We start from the raw sequence: 17201 nt of genomic DNA on the forward strand, positions 1-17201 counted from the left end.
TTTATACACGAATTGCGTTTGAGTCACTAGAATTTTACATTCTGGCTGAAAAACGATATCCCGCACCGCGAACAGTTTGAATTAATCTGTCATGCCCAGAAGGTTCAACAGCTTTTCTAAGGCGACGAATATGTACATCGACAGTTCTGTCTTCAACGTACACATTGGTTCCCCAAACATTATCAAGCAACTGCTCACGGCTATATACCCGCTCTGGATGTGTCATGAAAAAGTGCAGTAAGCGAAACTCTGTTGGTCCCATATCCAATACTTGCTCACCAACAGTTACACGATGACTAATAGGGTCTAAAGTCAGACCTTGAACATCAATGGTCTCTTCGAGTCGAGTTGGAGCCGTTCTTCTTAATACGGCTTTAATACGAGCGGTTAACTCTTTGGGTGAAAATGGCTTAGTCATATAGTCATCAGCCCCAACTTCTAGGCCTTTTACCATATCTTCTTCTTCACCGCGCGCAGTAAGCATTATGATTGGGATTTGGCGGGTAAATTCATCTTGTCTCATATGTTTAGCAAATTGGATTCCGTTTCCACCAGGAAACATCCAATCAAGCAATACAAGATCAGGGAAAGGCTCTTGTAACGCAGATACAGCAGAGTCATAGTCGGCAGCTGATATTGTGCTGAACCCATGTTGTTCAAGTACAAAGGTCAACATTTCCCTGATGGCCAATTCATCTTCTACGATCAAAATCCTTGCTGTCATAACCGAATCTCTATTTTATAGTGTTCATTCCATTTGCTCGTCAAACTCGTTCAATTATTGCTTTTAGAGGATTAGAGCAGAGGTACTAAATTTGTGGTTATATTAAATGTAATTAATATTACAGAATTATGAACGTTAAACACAAGCCTGTTATAAATGATAGTTTTTTATGACGAACAAAGAGACTTAACGGCGTAGCCATCATTATATGGAAAGCAAATTAAACAACATTTAACATATAAAAACAATATTTTACCCTATACTTGCAATACAACAAACGAAGTAGTGCAGTTTAATATGGCCGGTATAAATAGTTCCTCAACAACACCTCCTAACGAGAATATTGAGCTAACAGAACTGGCTCCAAAAGAGCCAAACTCCCCTCTGAAAGCCGAGCTTAACGAGACTACATATATTGTCAATGCGACAGAACCCACATCAAATACCCCTGAGAATACAACGGGTACAACAAGCCAGTTCTTCTCACCAGAAGTAACTTCAGCAGCCGGACCAATAGCTAAAGTTACACCTGCACCACAAATGAGCAATGCAGAGAAACAAGCTATTTTTTTAAATACAGCTTTGCACCAGCTGAAAGAAATCAAAGGTAAAAACTTAACAGGAGATGCGTTACTAGCTGAATTAAGAAGCTTTGCAAAAACGATAAACATATCATTAAGAGATGACTGTAGCATTGCCGAATTAAAGAGAAAGGTGATGATCAAACTTCACCCTGATAAATGCGAGCCAGAAAACAGGGAATTGGCTGAAGGAGTTTTTAAACTCTGCAGTAAACTTATCCAACTTAGTAATCCCCAAACTGATGAAGGCTACATGTCAGAGGATGATTTATTTAACTGCTATAAAGCCGCATATATGCCGGAGAAAGAGCAAACCGAAGTCAACCAAACAGAGGTCATGACTGGAAATTATCTCGCTAGCTGCCATAAAGCAGGCGATGTACAAAGAGTACTATCAATGCCAGCTTTTAAAGCGTTACAAGATGATGGACTATTAACAGAAGCTGATATCCATGACTGGGTTGAAGAGGATGTCATTGACTTTGATACAAAAATAAGAAAAGAACTAATCGCGAAAATTAAACTCAGCCCTACGGATTGCTTTAAAGATTATCAAGACTTTCTTATTCATTGGTCTATTAGCCGTAACAAACCCCAAATACTGCAAAGAGTCTTAACCCAACTCCCCAACAAAGTAAATTGTTGGTGTTATGACGATGACAACAACCATGGGCTTGAAACTAGTAAAATTGAAACACCTCTAATGAGAGCTGTTCGATTAAATAATCCAGAATGTGTAAGTATTTTGTTAGAAGCAAAAGCAGATACCAATTTGTGCTCTAAATATTTAGCGCGAGGAAGTAGCGGTTACATTGAATCATTTGCAATACATCTCGCGAAAAGCCCTGAAATAATACAAATGCTATGTCAAAGCGATGCCAATATTAGTGCTAAAAACCAAGACGGTAATACCTTATTACATTTAGTTGCAGGACTTGGGGTATTTGGAGAATTTAGGCATAGTGAACGTGAAAGTTTAATGCACATAAGTATGTCTCAAACACTTCTAGACTTAGGTGCAGATCCTTTAGCTCAAAATAATAAAGGCGATACACCAATCCACTTTGCAGCACAAAAAGGCACTGTGTTTATTTTAGTCGACCTAATGACAAGGAATAGCCAAGATCTCAATCGACCCGCGATTACTCATTCATCAACAGCAGATCAAGAGCAAGGTGCCAATACTCTAGCTAAAAATCGAACGCCCACCTTAAGTAACAAACAATTACTTACCCAACGAAACGCTCTAGGCTATACCGTGCTACATTGTGCAGCCAAAAGCCATCATATTATGACGCTGCAATGGCTACTATCACAAGGTGGAGAATTGTCTTCTAGAGACAAGTCAGGAGATACTATTATACAGTGCGCGATAAAAGAATCGTTACTTCCACCCTCAGAAAATGGCATTCATCGTGCAGCACAAAGAGACTTGATTGGATGGCTGATACGAAAAGCTGAAGAACAAGATATTGATGTTGAAAGTGAGTTGTGCGAATTACTCTCAGAGCCACTGAACAACCTCTCGGTTCTTGCTAGTTGGTGCGAGAATGAATCAAAAGTCAATGAAAACCTCAACCACCTTTGTAAAAGACTATCAAACCGTCCTGATAATTTATATTACGAAGATTCATTACCAGCCGAGTCCACGCCAATTCATCAATATGACGAACAATATCAAAGTGATATTCATGAATATTTAAGTGTTGCAAGAATTGGGCAGCAACTCGTAGAATCAGCAAAGACTGGTAAAGAGAAAGACAGGTTACAAGCGCTTTTAACACCACCGCAAAAACGAATAAACTCAAGCACCCAAGTCGCAATTCCTAGTGCAAAACCATCGACATTCGGCGTAAATACTGACTCACCAATGACTTTGCGTCAAGCAATTAGTTCACCAACACCAACGTCACCTCACCCCACTGTACGAGCTAAAAAAATAGGCTTTTTCTACAGCCGTTCAGCAAACAGTGATTTTGACACGCAGTTGGCTAAACTTAGTCAATGCAATGCTCATTTAGTGAATAAATGGATCGGACATTACAACGCAAGACAGGAAAGTAAAAGGTAGCAAAAAAAACGGTATCATCACTGATACCGTTTTTTTAACTAAATAATGTTTAGCTAGGTATTAAAACTTGTGTTCAATACCAACACCAACATATTGATCATCATGGTCTATACCATCAAATTTGCGATTGGTAAAAAAAGCAAACACTTTGGTTGGTTTTGCTAACTTGTAATCAGCACCTGCTGACCAAGATTTTCCTTTATCATCCATATCCTGAGCTTGTACTTTAAAGGTAATCGAGTCCATTGAGTATGCTGCACTCACCAAATAACCATTTGTGCTCTTGCTACCCTCGTCAGTTGATTCTTGCTGCTGGAACATCGCACCGAGTTTTAGGTTTCCAAGTTTAGTATGAGCCGTAGCGCGAAGCACATTGTAACCGGCAACATCTTTGTCGTACGCTAACGCAGCATAGAATTTAGATTTTTTGAGTTTAGCATCACCATACATAGCGGCTAATGAAACGCCGTTAGTGTCACCTTGTTTCATAGCAGCTTCTGCAACATATGTCGCACCAAACGTGAAACCCGAAACTGATGGCGAAACATAAGTTACGGTTTGTGATAGACGATTATCACCTTTGAATAGGTTTTTGATATCACCATCTAAATCATTAAATAGGTCTACTTTACCCTGAGATTTTTTCGTTATTGTATCGTTACGACCTACGGAAACGGAACCGAAACCACCACGAACACCAACATACTGATTACGAGCAGTAAAGGTATCTTTATCATCTGAATCAATGTTTACTTGATATTCAAGGGTATAAAACGCCTCTAAGCCGCCATCTAATTTATACTTACCTTTGACACCTAAGCGAGATGCATTGCTCTTCACTTTAGTTTCATCAGTATAATTAGTTGCGTTACCTTGCTTCTTGGCAAAGTCGCTATTTTGTACAGAAAGATTAACCTTGCCGTATACCTTTAAAGCATCCCCTGCAAGCATGGTGTCTGCGAAAGCGTTAGCTGTTGTCGCTGCAAAAATAGTAGTGGCGAGTAGTGTTTTATTAAACATCTGCATCTTTAATTTCCTTGAGATGTAAATTTTCATCAGGGTTAAGCAAAATATGTGGCAAATTTTGCCTGCATTATATTTCACTTTTATTTCATTTTAGAAATATATTTGACTTGAATTTGCAATACTGCGTTCAACAAACTGAAACAATGATAGAAAAAATGCATCACAAAAAAGGAATATTAGAGGCCGTATATGGTCTCTAGGACAATGCACTAAAGCTCGAGAAAAATAATCGTTAATTAGTAACCTTATTTTGCGTTACACTGAGTCGACTCTTTTTAATTTAATCAAAGGTTCAGTCCTCATGTGGTTTAAAAACCTTACTATTTACCGTTTCAATAAACCTTTTTCTATCGATACAGAACAACTTGAACAAGCCCTAACCTCTTTTTCATTTACCCCTTGTTCAAGCCAAGATGTTAGCAAACTTGGATTTTCAAAAGCCTTAGGAAAATTAGGCCAAACATTAGTACATAGTGCCAACGGCATTCACTTAATCAGTATGACCAAAGAGGAAAAACTTCTACCTGCTCAAGTAGTAAAAGAAGCTGTTGATGAAAAAGTGGCTCAAATTGAAGACCAAGAAAACAGAAAGGTTACAAAAAAAGAAAAAGATGCCTTTAAAGAGGATATTATTGCCACTCTTTTGCCTCGTGCGTTTTCACGCCGAAGCCAAATTAAGGCGTTAATCATGCCTGAGCAACAACTTATTGCGGTTGATAGCTCAAGCGCCACTAAAGCAGAAGAAATGCTGGCGTTATTAAGAAAAGCCATTGGTAGTTTGCCAATAGTTCCAGTGAGCTTTACTGCACCAATTGAAAACACCCTCACCTCTTGGTTAGAAACCAGTGAAATACCTGCAAGCTTTGAAGTTCAGGACGAAGCTGAATTAAAATCAATTTCAGATGAAGGTGGAATCGTTCGCTTTAAGCAACAAGAGTTGTTTGAGGAAGAAGTATTAGCCCACATTGCAAGTGGTAAGCAAGTTCATAAATTAGCCTTGCACTTTGGTCAATCCATAGCTTTTGTTTTGCAATCTGATGCTAGCTTGAAACGTTTGAAGTTCTCCGAAGAATTTAGGGCCATTAATGACGAAGTAGGTAATGAAGACCCAATGGCGAGAATGGACGCTGACTATGCTCTGATGTGCGGTGAGTTAAAGGCTTTGTTTGAATCACTATTTAAAGCTCTGGGTGGCATCGAGCAAGCCGAATAAGGGCGTATTTTCCATTTGAACGTGAGTCACCCCTATCGATCCACGTTCATTCCTCACTTCTAATTCAGTAGCCATTAAGCAAAAGTAATTAGGATTAAAACATAATCTAATTACTAAGTAGCTCTATTGAAAAAAACGACAACTGTACAGTCACCTAAAACGACATATGTAACACATTCAGTCAAACTCCCTGAATTAAACACTGCACAGCAACTAGTTTTAAAAAAACTGACATACGCTTACAAAAGAGATAAGCAATCAGTCCCCCAAAGTGAACTCTCTCTTTTTTACAAAATTTCTCATTGCCGGAACCTTTCACAAGCAAGGCCTCTTATCGAACGATTTAATCATCGAATATCCCATACAAATTATCTCTTAGGAGTTAAGCGTAACCCCCTTGATAAAAGGGATTTATGCTTACATCAGTATGTGGAAGTTCCAAATACCTGCATGTTTAAATTCACTCCAGTTTCAATCGAACATGAACAAGATGAAGCAAAACAAATAAGAAAGCCAGATGAAAAGAACTCTCCTCAGCCTCAAGAGATAGTTCCTGAACTAAGGTCGACTTCTACAGTGGCAAAAATAGCTCAAATATCGAGAGGAACGAAGATGACTCCTCCCCCAACTCCACCATCGCCTATTAAACACAGAAACCAAGGCACTCAGTTGGGACAAAAATTAGTAAGTATGTATACACAAACCCCGAAAGTCACAACTGAAGATGCCTTTATGCAAACCAGTCCACCCCAAACACCACCAAAAAAAGCAAAAGTAACCTTGCCAAAACTAAAAATAATGGACAAGCCGCCAACCCCTCTGCATCAGGTCAGGTATGTATTGAATAAAGCTGCAAGACAAAGAATGAATATGCTCCCCGAAGAGTCACTAAAGGTTAGCCCAACAAGAACATTTCCTACTGAACGTTCAGAACAGCATCGTACATCGACTCGTACAAAAAAAGGCTTTCATGTAGTTACACGGTGTACAAATCACTGAACTCTGTTTTCAATTATTAAAATGATTTCTTTTTTAGCTCAAGACCTTGAACATGGTATGATCGCAATGTGACAAACCTCACAATTTCACCCTACAAAAATAAGTCGTTAAGGAGCTTCAATGCAAGCCAAAGTTGCTGTCGTTATGGGATCTAAAAGTGATTGGCCAACCATGGAATTAGCTACGGAGATCATGGATCTACTACAAGTCCCTTACCATGTTGAAGTCGTTTCAGCCCATAGAACCCCTGATAAATTGATGCAATTTGCCGAAACCGCTGCAGACAAAGGTTTCGAAATTATTATTGGTGGAGCTGGCGGCGCGGCACATCTGCCCGGCATGATAGCTTCGAAAACTCGCTTGCCTGTGCTTGGTGTTCCTGTGCAAAGTAAAGCGCTTTCTGGTATGGATAGCTTGTTATCTATCGTACAGATGCCTAAAGGTGTAGCGGTTGGAACATTAGCTATTGGTACGGCTGGGGCATTTAATGCTGGGTTATTGGCTTGCCAAATGTTAGCAAACAACAATACAGAGCTTGCTCAGAGAATTGAGGCGTTCCGCAAACAACAAACTGATACCATCTTAGAAAATGCCGACCCAAGAGATTAAGATGAACAACAAACCAAAATTATGGGTACTTGGTAACGGCCAACTTGGTGCCATGTTAAAACAAGCAGCCAATCCTTTAGCCGTTGATGTAGAAGCCGTTGATATTGTCAATCCAAGTAACGAACAGTTACCCATCAAGCCGACTGACATCATCACTGCAGAACGTGAAATGTGGCCAATTTCAGAGACAAGCAAGCAATTAAGCGAGCATCCTAATTTCATCAATCGTGATATTTTTGCACTTTTAGCCGATCGCTACCCTCAAAAAAGCATGCTAGATCGCCTAAATATTGCTACGGCTCCATGGCAGTTAGTAACAGATGAAACCAATGAATCAGGCCTTCACAGTGCTCTTGGAGACAACGTTCTTCTTAAACGTCGAACTGGTGGCTATGATGGAAAAGGACAACATTGGTTAAGGATAAATGACAACCCTCAAATACCTGACGAATGGAACAATGAGTGCATTGCCGAACAAGGTATACCTTTTGACGAAGAGGTTTCTTTAGTTGGAGTGAGATTAAAAAATGGACGCTGCGTTTTTTATCCCCTAACCTTGAACCATCATCAAAATGGTATATTGATGATGTCTATTTCCTCACCGCCACGCCTTGAACATCTTCAATCTAAAGCTGAAGCCATGTTATCCACTATCATGAATGATCTTGATTATGTTGGTGTTATGGCCATGGAATGCTTCCGTGTTGGAGATAAACTATTGGTCAACGAGCTTGCTCCACGTGTTCATAACTCAGGACACTGGACACAAGCGGGTTGTGCTATTAGCCAATTTGAGTTACATGTTCGGGCCATGATGGAATTACCCGTTCCAGAGCTAAAGGTTAACTTCCAAAGTGCAATGGTTAACTTAATTGGTGTTGATTATGACGAGCATTGGCTTGAACTTCCAAATGCTGAGCTATATTGGTATAGAAAAGAAGTAAGATCTGGCCGTAAAGTTGGTCATATCAATTTATCTGTGCAAGACAAAGATTTATCAATCGGCTCATTAAATAAGCTCAAGACTATGCTACCGGAGCATTATCAAGCCCCCATTGATTGGTTGATTACTGAGATTAATGCATAGTATCAACTGATTAACATGCCTAAGATCAAGCCCTAGCAACTTATCTTCATTGCTAGGGCTATGACTTATAACAGCGCCACTTAAAACCCCCTTAAAAAACAATATAACGTCGGCTATTTTTCATACTCAATAATTTAATCTATCAATTAAAATAGTAAGTTCGGTAGATAATATGCGAAAATACGTTCTTTGATGTAGATCATAAAGAGCGCACCTCTTCTAAATCTACTATAGAGCTTTAGTTTTCTTCCCAGTAAACTGCATATATAGTCGTTTTAAAAAATGAATTGTGATTTCGCATTTCAATAAAAAAGTGCAGCATAAGTACTTAGTATGGATATCTAGTAGTGAAGCAAAAAGATAATTTAAAATCTAAGCAAATTGACCGTGTAGACATTCGCTACCACATTATTCTTTTAGTTTGCCCACTGCTTTTAATTATTTTCAGCTTTGAGCTACTTAACCCTTTAGGCAATAATAATTTTTTGAGCATTACGTTCATTTTTTTGATTTATGTCCTTGGCTATAGTCTCAGCTATTACCTTCATCAGAACCGCCTGCATAGGTTATGGCAACATTTAGAACGTGTACTTAGTATCAACGAGGCCACTTACGAATTAGTTAAGCTCTCAAATCAATATCATGATCAACAAGACTTTTTAGATGCTTTGTTGAATAAATCTATTCGTTCTATCAATGGTGCGGAAATGGGTAGCATCGTGGTTCTTGACCATGACACCAATAAATTAACTTATGAATCTGTTGTAGGTGTTGATCAAAGTAAGTTAAATAAGGTGGATTTCCATTTGGAAGATTCTTTCCAATATCAGCTCTCACAGGGTAAGTGTGACCGCGTAGTGGTGATTAACGACATCAATGAAATTGGGGCTAATAAAGAGCTCTCACAGCAAGCGCAAAATATATTTAAAGGGGCATGTCCAAAACCGATCCGCTCAACCCTTTCGACTCCAATCTACATTGACAACAAATTGTTTGGAATGCTGAATTTAGATAGCAGCCAATACGAAGCTTTTAATGACTACGATAGCAATTTGGTTAGCGTTCTGACTCAAGAGGCATGTAACGCACTAAGTTTGTACCAAAAAAATAAGCAAATTCATAAGTTAGCTAACTTTGATTCTTTAACCGAACTTTTTAATCGTCAAGCCTTTGAAAAAAAGCTCAAAACTTGGAAGCTCAAGCCTCATTTAGGCAGCTTTTTGATCCTCATTGATATGGACAACTTAAAAAGTATCAATGATAACCTTGGTCACCAAGCGGGTGATACTGCGATTTTGTCTTTAGCAAATGCTCTAAAAAGTAATTTATCGGACGGTGGATTATTAGGCCGATTCGGTGGAGATGAATTCGCCGTGATTATTCATGGACCTATAACTCAATTAAAGCAAAAAATTGCTCGTACCCAAAAACAGTTAGCGCACGAATCAGGGGTTGAATTTAGCTATGGTATAGCTAAATACGAAAACAACTGGCAGCTAGCTTTTAAAAAAGCAGATTCTGAAATGTACTTACAAAAGCGGGCGAAAAAAAACGCCCGCCAGTATAAAACTCAAGATACCCAAAAAGTCAGTTAACCGAAAAATAGACGCCATAACCAAGAACGGTCAAGGTCTTTCTTACATAAACTATATTGCTTAGCATATCTATGTGAGCGACTGTTTACTTTGTTAGAAACTCTCAAAAGCCATTTCTTTTTATTTTGAGTACCTCGACGATACCCGCCCCAACCTTCATGGTAATTGAGGTATTGTCGTTTAGCATCCCACTTAGAAACCCCGTTAATTTTATGAGTTTTATAGATGAACCAGGCCATAAAATCCATAGCATCGTCAAAATTTGAGCGACTTGACCAGCTATTACCTGTTTCTCTCACGTAATCATCCCAAGTCATGGTTTTAGCTTGAGCATATCCGTACGCGGAGCTTGCTCGACCTATTGGAATAAAGCCTAAAAAATATTCCATTGGTGGGGCTGCATTATGTCTGAAAGAACTTTCTTGATACATCATGGCGATTGGAACATGTACCGGAACGCCCCATTTATCACGAGCGTCTTTAGCAGCATCGTACCAGCTACGATGCTCTTTAAAGATCTCACATATATTATCAGGATTTTGTGGCGGTGGTGTTGCACAACCTACAAGAGCCAAAAGCCCAATTGAAATAATTCCTCTTTTAATCAGGCGTTCTGTTTTTATTTCCCTGTTTGTCACATGTAACCTCTTGCTTTTTCCATGTCACCACTTGCCAATAGTCCGTATTTAATACGCTTGAAGGCAGTGGTTCTTTCAATTTAGCCGCTAAATGGTAACGATAACCTGCGTCAAACGATAGACTACGAGTTTTCGGAACTCGATATTTGAGGGCTATATCAAGATCTGGTGCGTGAATGAGTGCCGCAACCTTGATTTTATGTTCACCTTTAGTCAATTGATAAACTGGCTGAGGTGGTACAGGAACACCATCAATATCAAGGATCATTACTGAGTATAAATTTTGATCCGAATCTGGCACTAAATAACTAGACACTTGGCTACAACTCTGAGGAGCTCGGCTAGAGCATGCCATAAGTGTGAGCGTTACAATTGCTATTAGTGCCAGCTTCACCCAACTATTCCTTTAAGTAGTGAAAGTAATCTTGCAAATAATCATCAAATGATTGCGTTGATGCCTGTTCTAATTGCTGTTGTTGAAGCAATGATGTCTCGGCTTGTTGTTGATAATCTGATATTTCATCATCAGTAAGTGGCATGTTAGATAACTGCTGCTGATATTTATTAGCCAATGACAACACCCAAGTTCCATGGTCTTTATTTTGATTAACAAATTCTTTCAACACTCTGCCTGACAGAGTCGATTCTGGACTGCTAATGCCTTGTTTCCATAACACTAAGGCATCATGATATTCTTGAGAACCATCATCGTCCATCAGTTCAGCTAACAGCTCCAACTGCTCAAAAATTTCTGACAACCACTGATTAACTTTTATTGCTTTTCCGTCTCGTTTCAGCTGCAAATCCGGCTTGCGACCTTGTAAAATAATTTTTTCCAAGTTGGCTGACATCTCTTTCTCATCTAAATCATTGATGTGTTCAGATGGAGACAATAAGCAATGCAGTAAAAATAAGTCTAAAAAGCGTACCTGTTCTTCACTGATACCAAACGGTGAATAAGGATTCACGTCTAACGCTCTTACCTCAATATATTCAACACCACCACGAGCTAATGCGTCAGATGGCTTTTCACCTGCATGAGCAACACGCTTCGGACGAATAGGAGCATAAAACTCATTTTCAATCTGCAAAATATTAGCGTTCAGCTGGCGATATGCGTCATCTACCCTCACCCCAATATCTGCAAATTTCTCTGAAGGTAAACGAATCGCACGTTTCATTCCTTCTAGATAATCTAACAGCGAGTTATAGCTTATCCCTAGAGTTTCTTGTTCTTTATTGGTATAGCCTAAATCGCTCATTCGAAGTGATGTGGCATAAGGTAAATACAATGTACCTAGACCTGACTTTTCAAACGTAAGATCAGTATCTAAACCTTTTAAAAATGAGCCACACAGTGCAGGTGACGCACCAAACAAATAAGGGAGTATCCACATTTGTTTGCGGTAATTTCGAATTAAACCAAAATAAGACTCAGAAATGAATTCATCTAAAGACAACGCTTTATTTGATTGCTCATACAAGATATTCCATAAATCTTGGCTGACAGAAAAATTAAAGTGAACACCTGATATGACCTGCATTTGAGCCCCATATCTATGAGTCAAACCAGTTCGATATAGAGTCTTCAGCTTGCCGACATTAGAATCACCATATTGCGCAACAGGAATTTTACTTGGCTCTTTAACAAAACAAGGCATACTCACAGGCCATAAAACCTCTGAATCGATGTTGTTAATGGTGTAAATATGAGTCTTCTTTAAATCATTAAATAAACTAGGAATATCGTCAAAAACGGGTGTAATGAACTCTAATAAGGATTCACTATAGTCTGTGGTAATACGAGAATGTGTTAGTGCAGAACCCAGTGCTTTAGAATGAGGCTTTGATGAGAGCTGTCCATCACTTTTCACTCTTAACGCTTCACGCTCAATGCCTCGACGAATACCGCTCAGCGCTCTTTTACCACATGGATTATCTAAAATGGCAAGGTTTTGACCAAATGTCTTCAAAATAGACTTCTCTCGTTAACTAATTCAGAGTCAAAGATGGGGATTATACTCCTTGACTTCAAGACCACAACAAAGCGTTTGAATAAAACGCTTTAACATGTAGCAACATCATATCTGGATGCAAGGTTGTTCAAAATAACATCAAGGAATAAAAACAACTAACTTTATTACTATATATTATAAAAAAATGACATTTGTTATTGTTAACCTAGTACCTATAGAATAAGTATTAGTAAAAATAATATTGTTACCTAAAAGTTAGAGATCTGCTGTACCGCTCGCTTTCTTTTTATCATCTTGCAATTTAATTATGGACAACTCATGTTTCTACAAAAATTAAAACAGATCCCTTTCTGGCAAAAAGTAATTGCTGGTTTCGTGCTTGGTGCCACGGTAGGTCTCATTTTTGGTGAGCAAGCAACGGTATTAAAACCTCTAGGTGATTTATTTATTAGTGCGATAAAAATGTTAGTCGCACCGCTAATTTTCTGTGCAATCGTTACCAGTATTACAGGGCACAATTCTGCTGACGGTAGCCTTAAATGGTTAACCGCCAAAACCCTTACCATGTTTATGATAACCGGTGCTTTAGCTTCTTTAATTGGATTAACCATAGGTAGCTTAATAGACATGGGGGGCACAATGCAGCTTGCGACCTCTGAAGTTCGGGAGAGAAATATCCCCGGTTTTGCACAAGTTTTATTGGATATGATCCCCGTAAATCCATTTGCTGCTTTAGCTGAAGGGAAAGTCTTACAAATTATCGTATTTGCCGCATTAATAGGTATTTCAATTAATAAGGTTGGTGAAAAAGCGCAGCCTCTGAAACAAGCCATAGATGCCGGTGCTGAGGTAATGTACAGCCTAACAAGCTTAGTGTTGAAACTGACGCCAATTGGTGTATTTGGATTAATGGCATGGGTTGTTGGTGAATACGGATTATCCACAATGTTACCGTTAGCTAAATTTATTGGCGCAATCTATTTAGCCGCTTTTATTCACATAATTTTTGTTTACGGTGGTTTTGTAACATTTGTAGCAAAATTAAACCCTATTCAGTTTTTCCGTAAAGCTCTACCAGCTCAACTCGTTGCTTTCACTACTGCGTCAAGCTTTGGTACTTTGCCAGCAAGTACCCGCTGCAGTGAATCTATGGGGGTGTCTAAAGGCTATCGCTCCTTTGTACTGCCTATGGGCGCCACCATGAATATGGATGGTTGTGGAGGAATTTATCCTGCAATCGCTGCGATTTTTATTGCTCAAATTTATGGCATCCCATTAGATACAACTGATTATGTTTTAATCGCAGTTACGGCAACCGTTGCTTCTATTGGAACCGCCGGTGTTCCAGGAAGCGCTATGGTGATGTTAACGGTAACATTAGGTGTTATTGGCTTGCCACTTGAAGGTATCGCCTTTATTGCAGCCATTGATAGAGTGATTGATATGATCCGTACTGCAACGAATGTAACCGGAGATATGATGACAGCTGTTGTTGTAGGTAAATCGGAAGGTCAATTGGATGAAGAGCAATTCTACTCAAACGTACCTCTACCTGATGACCATAAGCAAGTAGCTTGACTTTAGATCGTGTTGATCTTTCAGGATTAGATTTTGTGCTATTTGAGCGTTTTCTGTTCGAGGCGTGAGCGGTGAAGCTTAGTAATCTAAGTGAGCTGGTCACAACACAAAGCAGGAAGCGCTCAAAAGCATCGAAGACAGCGTAAATTGGCTACTTCAGCTGCGTTATCGCTTGCTCATGTGGAGTAACCACACTTCACAAGCTCCGCCTTGCATAAGATAACCAATTTATCGCTGCAAAAACTATCACGAAAGCCCAACACGCTCTAGCCTTTTATTGGGCTGAATAATGCTGTTCAGCCCACAATTTCATTAATCAAATGCCATTCTTTTCTTCAATTAACTCTCTGAGATCCCCATTAATTCAGCACTTTTTAGGTTAACAAAGTTTAAGCTGCATTTTAGAACCTCGGCTATATACTTTAGTGTACATATCAGCCAAAGCTGAATTACAATCTATATTCATGCAATGGCTTCATTTGATCATCATAATGAGGTGATAACATGTCACTTGGCGGCATAGGTGTAAATTCTGCAGCTGCTCCAGAAGCAGCCTATCAACAACCCGCAGCATCAGCTATTTCTAGCGTTTATTCACAACCAGATGGAATGCTAATGGTTTTTAATCAAATTATGGCAATTTTTGATAGCGAGCGTGACAACAGCTTCTATCAACAGCCACAACGAGATCAAGCTTATGCTCTAGTACATCAGTTAATATTAGGCACAGATCAAGGAAGTGCTTTTAGCGCATTCGGTTCAATTGCCCAAATGATTTCTGATTCTGACTCACAGGCACAATTGGTTATCAATAAACCAAAACCTCAATCACCATCAAGTACACCATCTACTGAAACTGTTATATTCGGTTTTCGCTTTGCTGATGGAACAGAAGCCGATGTGAACCGTTTCGATGATGTAGAAAACTCAGAAGTTACTAGGCTTCAAGCGCAACCTAAAGTAATCATAAATGAATTTGGTTCTGATGATAAGCAACCCAATTATCGCAAAGGTTTTGATGGAGGCTTGCGTGGTGTAGAAAATCCTATCACTCGAAAAAACTATGCACTACCAGCACAACAAAGTGGTTTAACAGATGGTAAACCTGATTCCGTTGTCGAAGCTGACGTTGTTAAAGCCAGTGAAAAAATGACTAAAGAGCAAATAGCAGCGTTAAAAAGTGCAGATGACGCAGAGAAAGCAAGAACTAAACTTGAGCAACTGCAACTTGAAAATAGTAAAACTGAAAGTAATAAAGAGCAAAATAAGAAAGAGCAAACCAGTTAACTATATTAGTTTTGTTGAAATGAACAGTAAAAGGGCAAACCTCTGGTTTGCCCTTTTTAATGCCTAAATAACCGCATCTTCCTGATTTTCAGGCAATGCCATTTTAAACGAATCTAATTGATTACAATTATCCCAAATTCGATTGATATTCGGATAATCATCTAACGGCACGTTAAATCGCTTCGCGTTATACACTTGTGGGATCAAACAGACGTCTGCAAGAGTCACTGAATCTCCAAAGCAATACTGACCACTGTGTTGCTCTAACAATACTTCTAAAGCTTTAAATCCTTTATGGATCCAGTGGTGATACCACGCTGACTTTTGTTCATCACTCACTTCTAACTCATTAGACAAGTATTGAAGAATGCCTAGATTATTTAACGGGTGCACATCACACGCCACCAGCAACGCCATACTATTGACTACAGCACGACTGGCCGCAGATTTTGGCAACAGATTAACATCCGGGGCAACTTGTTCTAGGTAATCAATAATTGCAAGGGATTGAGTAAGTTTTAACTCACTTTCAGAAGCAGTATTTTTAATAACTAAAGTAGGTACTAACTCTTGAGGATTAAGATCAATATACTCTGGTTTATGTTGCTGACCACCGTCTTTAACCAAATGTACTGAAATATGCTCAGCCTGCAACCCTTTTAAATTAAGAGCAATGCGAACACGATAAGCGGCACTTGAACGCCAATAACCATAAAGTTTCATTTTATTGTTCCCAACGTAAAACGGGGCATAAAGCCCCGTTTAAATGTCTAGTGAAAGTTAAGCTTTATACTCAACCACTTTTTGATCGATTGAACCAAAAATGCTGTTACCTTGATCATCAAACATTTCAATACGAACACGATCACCAAACTTCATAAATGAAGTGCTTGGTTTACCGTCAGCGATGGTTTCAAGCATACGTTTTTCAGCAAGACAGCTTGAGCCTGCGCTACGATCGTAGTTTGAAATTGTACCTGAACCAACGATTGCACCAGCGCCCATTGGGCGGGTTTTAGCAACGTGAGAAACCAAAGTTGCAAAATCGAACGTCATATCTACACCAGCATTTGGGCGGCCAAATAATTCTTCATTCAAGTGAGTTACAAGAGGTAAATGAACCTTGCTTTCTTGCCACTTATCACCTAACTCATCAGGAGTGATAGCTACAGGAGAAAAACTGCTTGATGGTTTCGATTGGAAGAATCCAAAGCCTTTAGCAAGTTCACCTGGAATTAACCCACGTAAAGATACGTCATTGACTAACATTAAAAGTTTGATGTGACCAGCAGCCTTTTCTGAAGTAACGCCCATAGGTACATCGTCAGTCACTACCGCAATTTCAGACTCAAAATCGATACCCCATTCTTCGCTACCTAGCTCAATATCAGCACGTGGCGCAATAAAGCTATCTGATCCACCTTGATAAACTAAAGGATCAGTCCAAAATGTTTCAGGCATTTCAGCATTACGAGCCTTACGAACAAGTTCAACATGGTTTACGTATGCACTACCATCAGCCCACTGATAAGCACGTGGGAAAGGAGAAAGGCACTGGCTTTCATCAAAATCAACTGTGTTCTCTAATTGACCATCATTTAATGCTTCATACAACTCTTTTAGTTGTGGCTCAAGCAAATCCCATGAGTCCATTAATTGTTGCATCGTGTGTGCAATAGCTGGAACTGCAACAGCTTTGGTTAAGTCTCGGCTAACCAACATCAATTGCCCATCACGGCGACCATTATTATAAGTAGCTAATTTCATGAATACTCCTAAGTAGGGTCGCTGAAACTAATTTTTCAGAGGGAGCCTGA

General features: G+C 39.2%; 15 protein-coding genes. 8 read left to right on the forward strand and 7 right to left on the reverse strand.

The genetic code is table 11. From position 1 onward, the window contains the following. Positions 1 to 34 precede the first annotated feature (34 nt). Complete coding sequence (gene phoB / locus D5018_RS01280; RefSeq protein WP_121837181.1) at positions 35 to 724, reverse strand: phosphate regulon transcriptional regulator PhoB; 690 nt, start codon at positions 722 to 724, stop codon at positions 35 to 37. 297 nt (positions 725 to 1021) lie between these two features. Here phoB and D5018_RS01285 point away from each other — a divergent pair, with 297 nt between their 5' ends. Then, positions 1022 to 3376, forward strand: a complete 2355-nt coding sequence (locus tag D5018_RS01285) for an ankyrin repeat domain-containing protein (RefSeq protein WP_121837182.1) — start codon at positions 1022 to 1024, stop codon at positions 3374 to 3376. A gap of 60 nt (positions 3377 to 3436) precedes the next feature. Here the strand turns inward: D5018_RS01285 and D5018_RS01290 are convergent, their stop codons facing one another. After that, complete coding sequence (locus D5018_RS01290; protein ID WP_121837183.1) at positions 3437 to 4402, reverse strand: porin; 966 nt, start codon at positions 4400 to 4402, stop codon at positions 3437 to 3439. Between the two features lie 301 nt (positions 4403 to 4703). Between D5018_RS01290 and rdgC the strand changes: the two genes are divergently transcribed. From rdgC to D5018_RS01315, 5 genes are all read left to right on the forward strand, one after another. Then, positions 4704 to 5615 (forward strand): recombination-associated protein RdgC, encoded by a 912-nt coding sequence (gene rdgC, locus D5018_RS01295; RefSeq protein WP_121837184.1) that lies wholly within the window; start codon positions 4704 to 4706, stop codon positions 5613 to 5615. A 126-nt stretch (positions 5616 to 5741) separates the two neighbouring features. Then, positions 5742 to 6614, forward strand: coding sequence for a hypothetical protein (locus tag D5018_RS21535; RefSeq protein WP_133309214.1), 873 nt, complete (start codon positions 5742 to 5744; stop codon positions 6612 to 6614). A gap of 120 nt (positions 6615 to 6734) precedes the next feature. Continuing rightward, complete coding sequence (gene purE, locus D5018_RS01305; protein WP_121837186.1) at positions 6735 to 7223, forward strand: 5-(carboxyamino)imidazole ribonucleotide mutase; 489 nt, start codon at positions 6735 to 6737, stop codon at positions 7221 to 7223. Position 7224: 1 nt separating this feature from the next. Beyond that, complete coding sequence (gene purK, locus D5018_RS01310) at positions 7225 to 8310, forward strand: 5-(carboxyamino)imidazole ribonucleotide synthase (RefSeq protein ID WP_121837187.1); 1086 nt, start codon at positions 7225 to 7227, stop codon at positions 8308 to 8310. A gap of 347 nt (positions 8311 to 8657) precedes the next feature. Continuing rightward, positions 8658 to 9905, forward strand: coding sequence for a sensor domain-containing diguanylate cyclase (locus tag D5018_RS01315; RefSeq protein ID WP_121837188.1), 1248 nt, complete (start codon positions 8658 to 8660; stop codon positions 9903 to 9905). Here the strand turns inward: D5018_RS01315 and D5018_RS01320 are convergent. From D5018_RS01320 to gshA, 3 genes are read right to left on the reverse strand one after another with little or no spacing between them, the layout of a single operon-like run. Next, positions 9902 to 10513, reverse strand: a complete 612-nt coding sequence (locus tag D5018_RS01320) for a transglycosylase SLT domain-containing protein (protein ID WP_121837312.1) — start codon at positions 10511 to 10513, stop codon at positions 9902 to 9904. The genes D5018_RS01315 and D5018_RS01320 overlap by 4 nt on opposite strands. After that, positions 10506 to 10937: a hypothetical protein gene (locus tag D5018_RS01325; RefSeq protein ID WP_121837189.1), complete on the reverse strand. Its 432-nt coding sequence runs from the start codon at positions 10935 to 10937 to the stop codon at positions 10506 to 10508. The genes D5018_RS01320 and D5018_RS01325 overlap by 8 nt, the downstream gene beginning before the upstream one ends. 4 nt (positions 10938 to 10941) lie before the next feature. Next, positions 10942 to 12516, reverse strand: coding sequence for a glutamate--cysteine ligase (gene gshA / locus D5018_RS01330; RefSeq protein WP_121837190.1), 1575 nt, complete (start codon positions 12514 to 12516; stop codon positions 10942 to 10944). Between the two features lie 321 nt (positions 12517 to 12837). On the opposite strand from gshA, the gene D5018_RS01335 reads away from it, so the two are divergent. Beyond that, positions 12838 to 14097, forward strand: coding sequence for a dicarboxylate/amino acid:cation symporter (locus tag D5018_RS01335; RefSeq protein ID WP_121837191.1), 1260 nt, complete (start codon positions 12838 to 12840; stop codon positions 14095 to 14097). Positions 14098 to 14601: 504 nt separating this feature from the next. Then, entirely contained in the window at positions 14602 to 15384 is a 783-nt protein-coding gene (locus D5018_RS01340; protein WP_121837192.1) for a hypothetical protein, read from the forward strand. A gap of 63 nt (positions 15385 to 15447) precedes the next feature. Here D5018_RS01340 and maiA read toward each other — a convergent pair whose 3' ends face one another. Both maiA and D5018_RS01350 read right to left on the reverse strand, forming a co-directional pair. Continuing rightward, a complete protein-coding gene (maiA, locus tag D5018_RS01345; RefSeq protein WP_121837193.1) occupies positions 15448 to 16107 on the reverse strand; it encodes a maleylacetoacetate isomerase in 660 nt (219 codons plus the stop codon). 57 nt (positions 16108 to 16164) lie between these two features. After that, positions 16165 to 17151, reverse strand: coding sequence for a fumarylacetoacetate hydrolase family protein (locus D5018_RS01350; RefSeq protein WP_121837194.1), 987 nt, complete (start codon positions 17149 to 17151; stop codon positions 16165 to 16167). Positions 17152 to 17201: the final 50 nt, after the last annotated feature.

This window comes from Parashewanella curva (assembly GCF_003675895.1).
Classification (GTDB): Bacteria; Pseudomonadota; Gammaproteobacteria; order Enterobacterales; family Shewanellaceae; genus Parashewanella; species Parashewanella curva.

Excerpts from the sequence above, each read along its gene's own strand:
- purK (WP_121837187.1), top strand. The coding sequence starts at position 7,225 with ATGAACAACAAACCAAAATTATGGGTACTTGGTAACGGCCAACTTGGT.
- purE (WP_121837186.1), top strand. The coding sequence starts at position 6,735 with ATGCAAGCCAAAGTTGCTGTCGTTATGGGATCTAAAAGTGATTGGCCA.
- rdgC (WP_121837184.1), top strand. The coding sequence starts at position 4,704 with ATGTGGTTTAAAAACCTTACTATTTACCGTTTCAATAAACCTTTTTCT.
- D5018_RS01340 (WP_121837192.1), top strand. The coding sequence starts at position 14,602 with ATGTCACTTGGCGGCATAGGTGTAAATTCTGCAGCTGCTCCAGAAGCA.
- phoB (WP_121837181.1), bottom strand. The coding sequence starts at position 724 with ATGACAGCAAGGATTTTGATCGTAGAAGATGAATTGGCCATCAGGGAA.
- D5018_RS01285 (WP_121837182.1), top strand. The coding sequence starts at position 1,022 with ATGGCCGGTATAAATAGTTCCTCAACAACACCTCCTAACGAGAATATT.
- D5018_RS01335 (WP_121837191.1), top strand. The coding sequence starts at position 12,838 with ATGTTTCTACAAAAATTAAAACAGATCCCTTTCTGGCAAAAAGTAATT.
- D5018_RS01350 (WP_121837194.1), bottom strand. The coding sequence starts at position 17,151 with ATGAAATTAGCTACTTATAATAATGGTCGCCGTGATGGGCAATTGATG.
- D5018_RS01290 (WP_121837183.1), bottom strand. The coding sequence starts at position 4,402 with ATGCAGATGTTTAATAAAACACTACTCGCCACTACTATTTTTGCAGCG.
- maiA (WP_121837193.1), bottom strand. The coding sequence starts at position 16,107 with ATGAAACTTTATGGTTATTGGCGTTCAAGTGCCGCTTATCGTGTTCGC.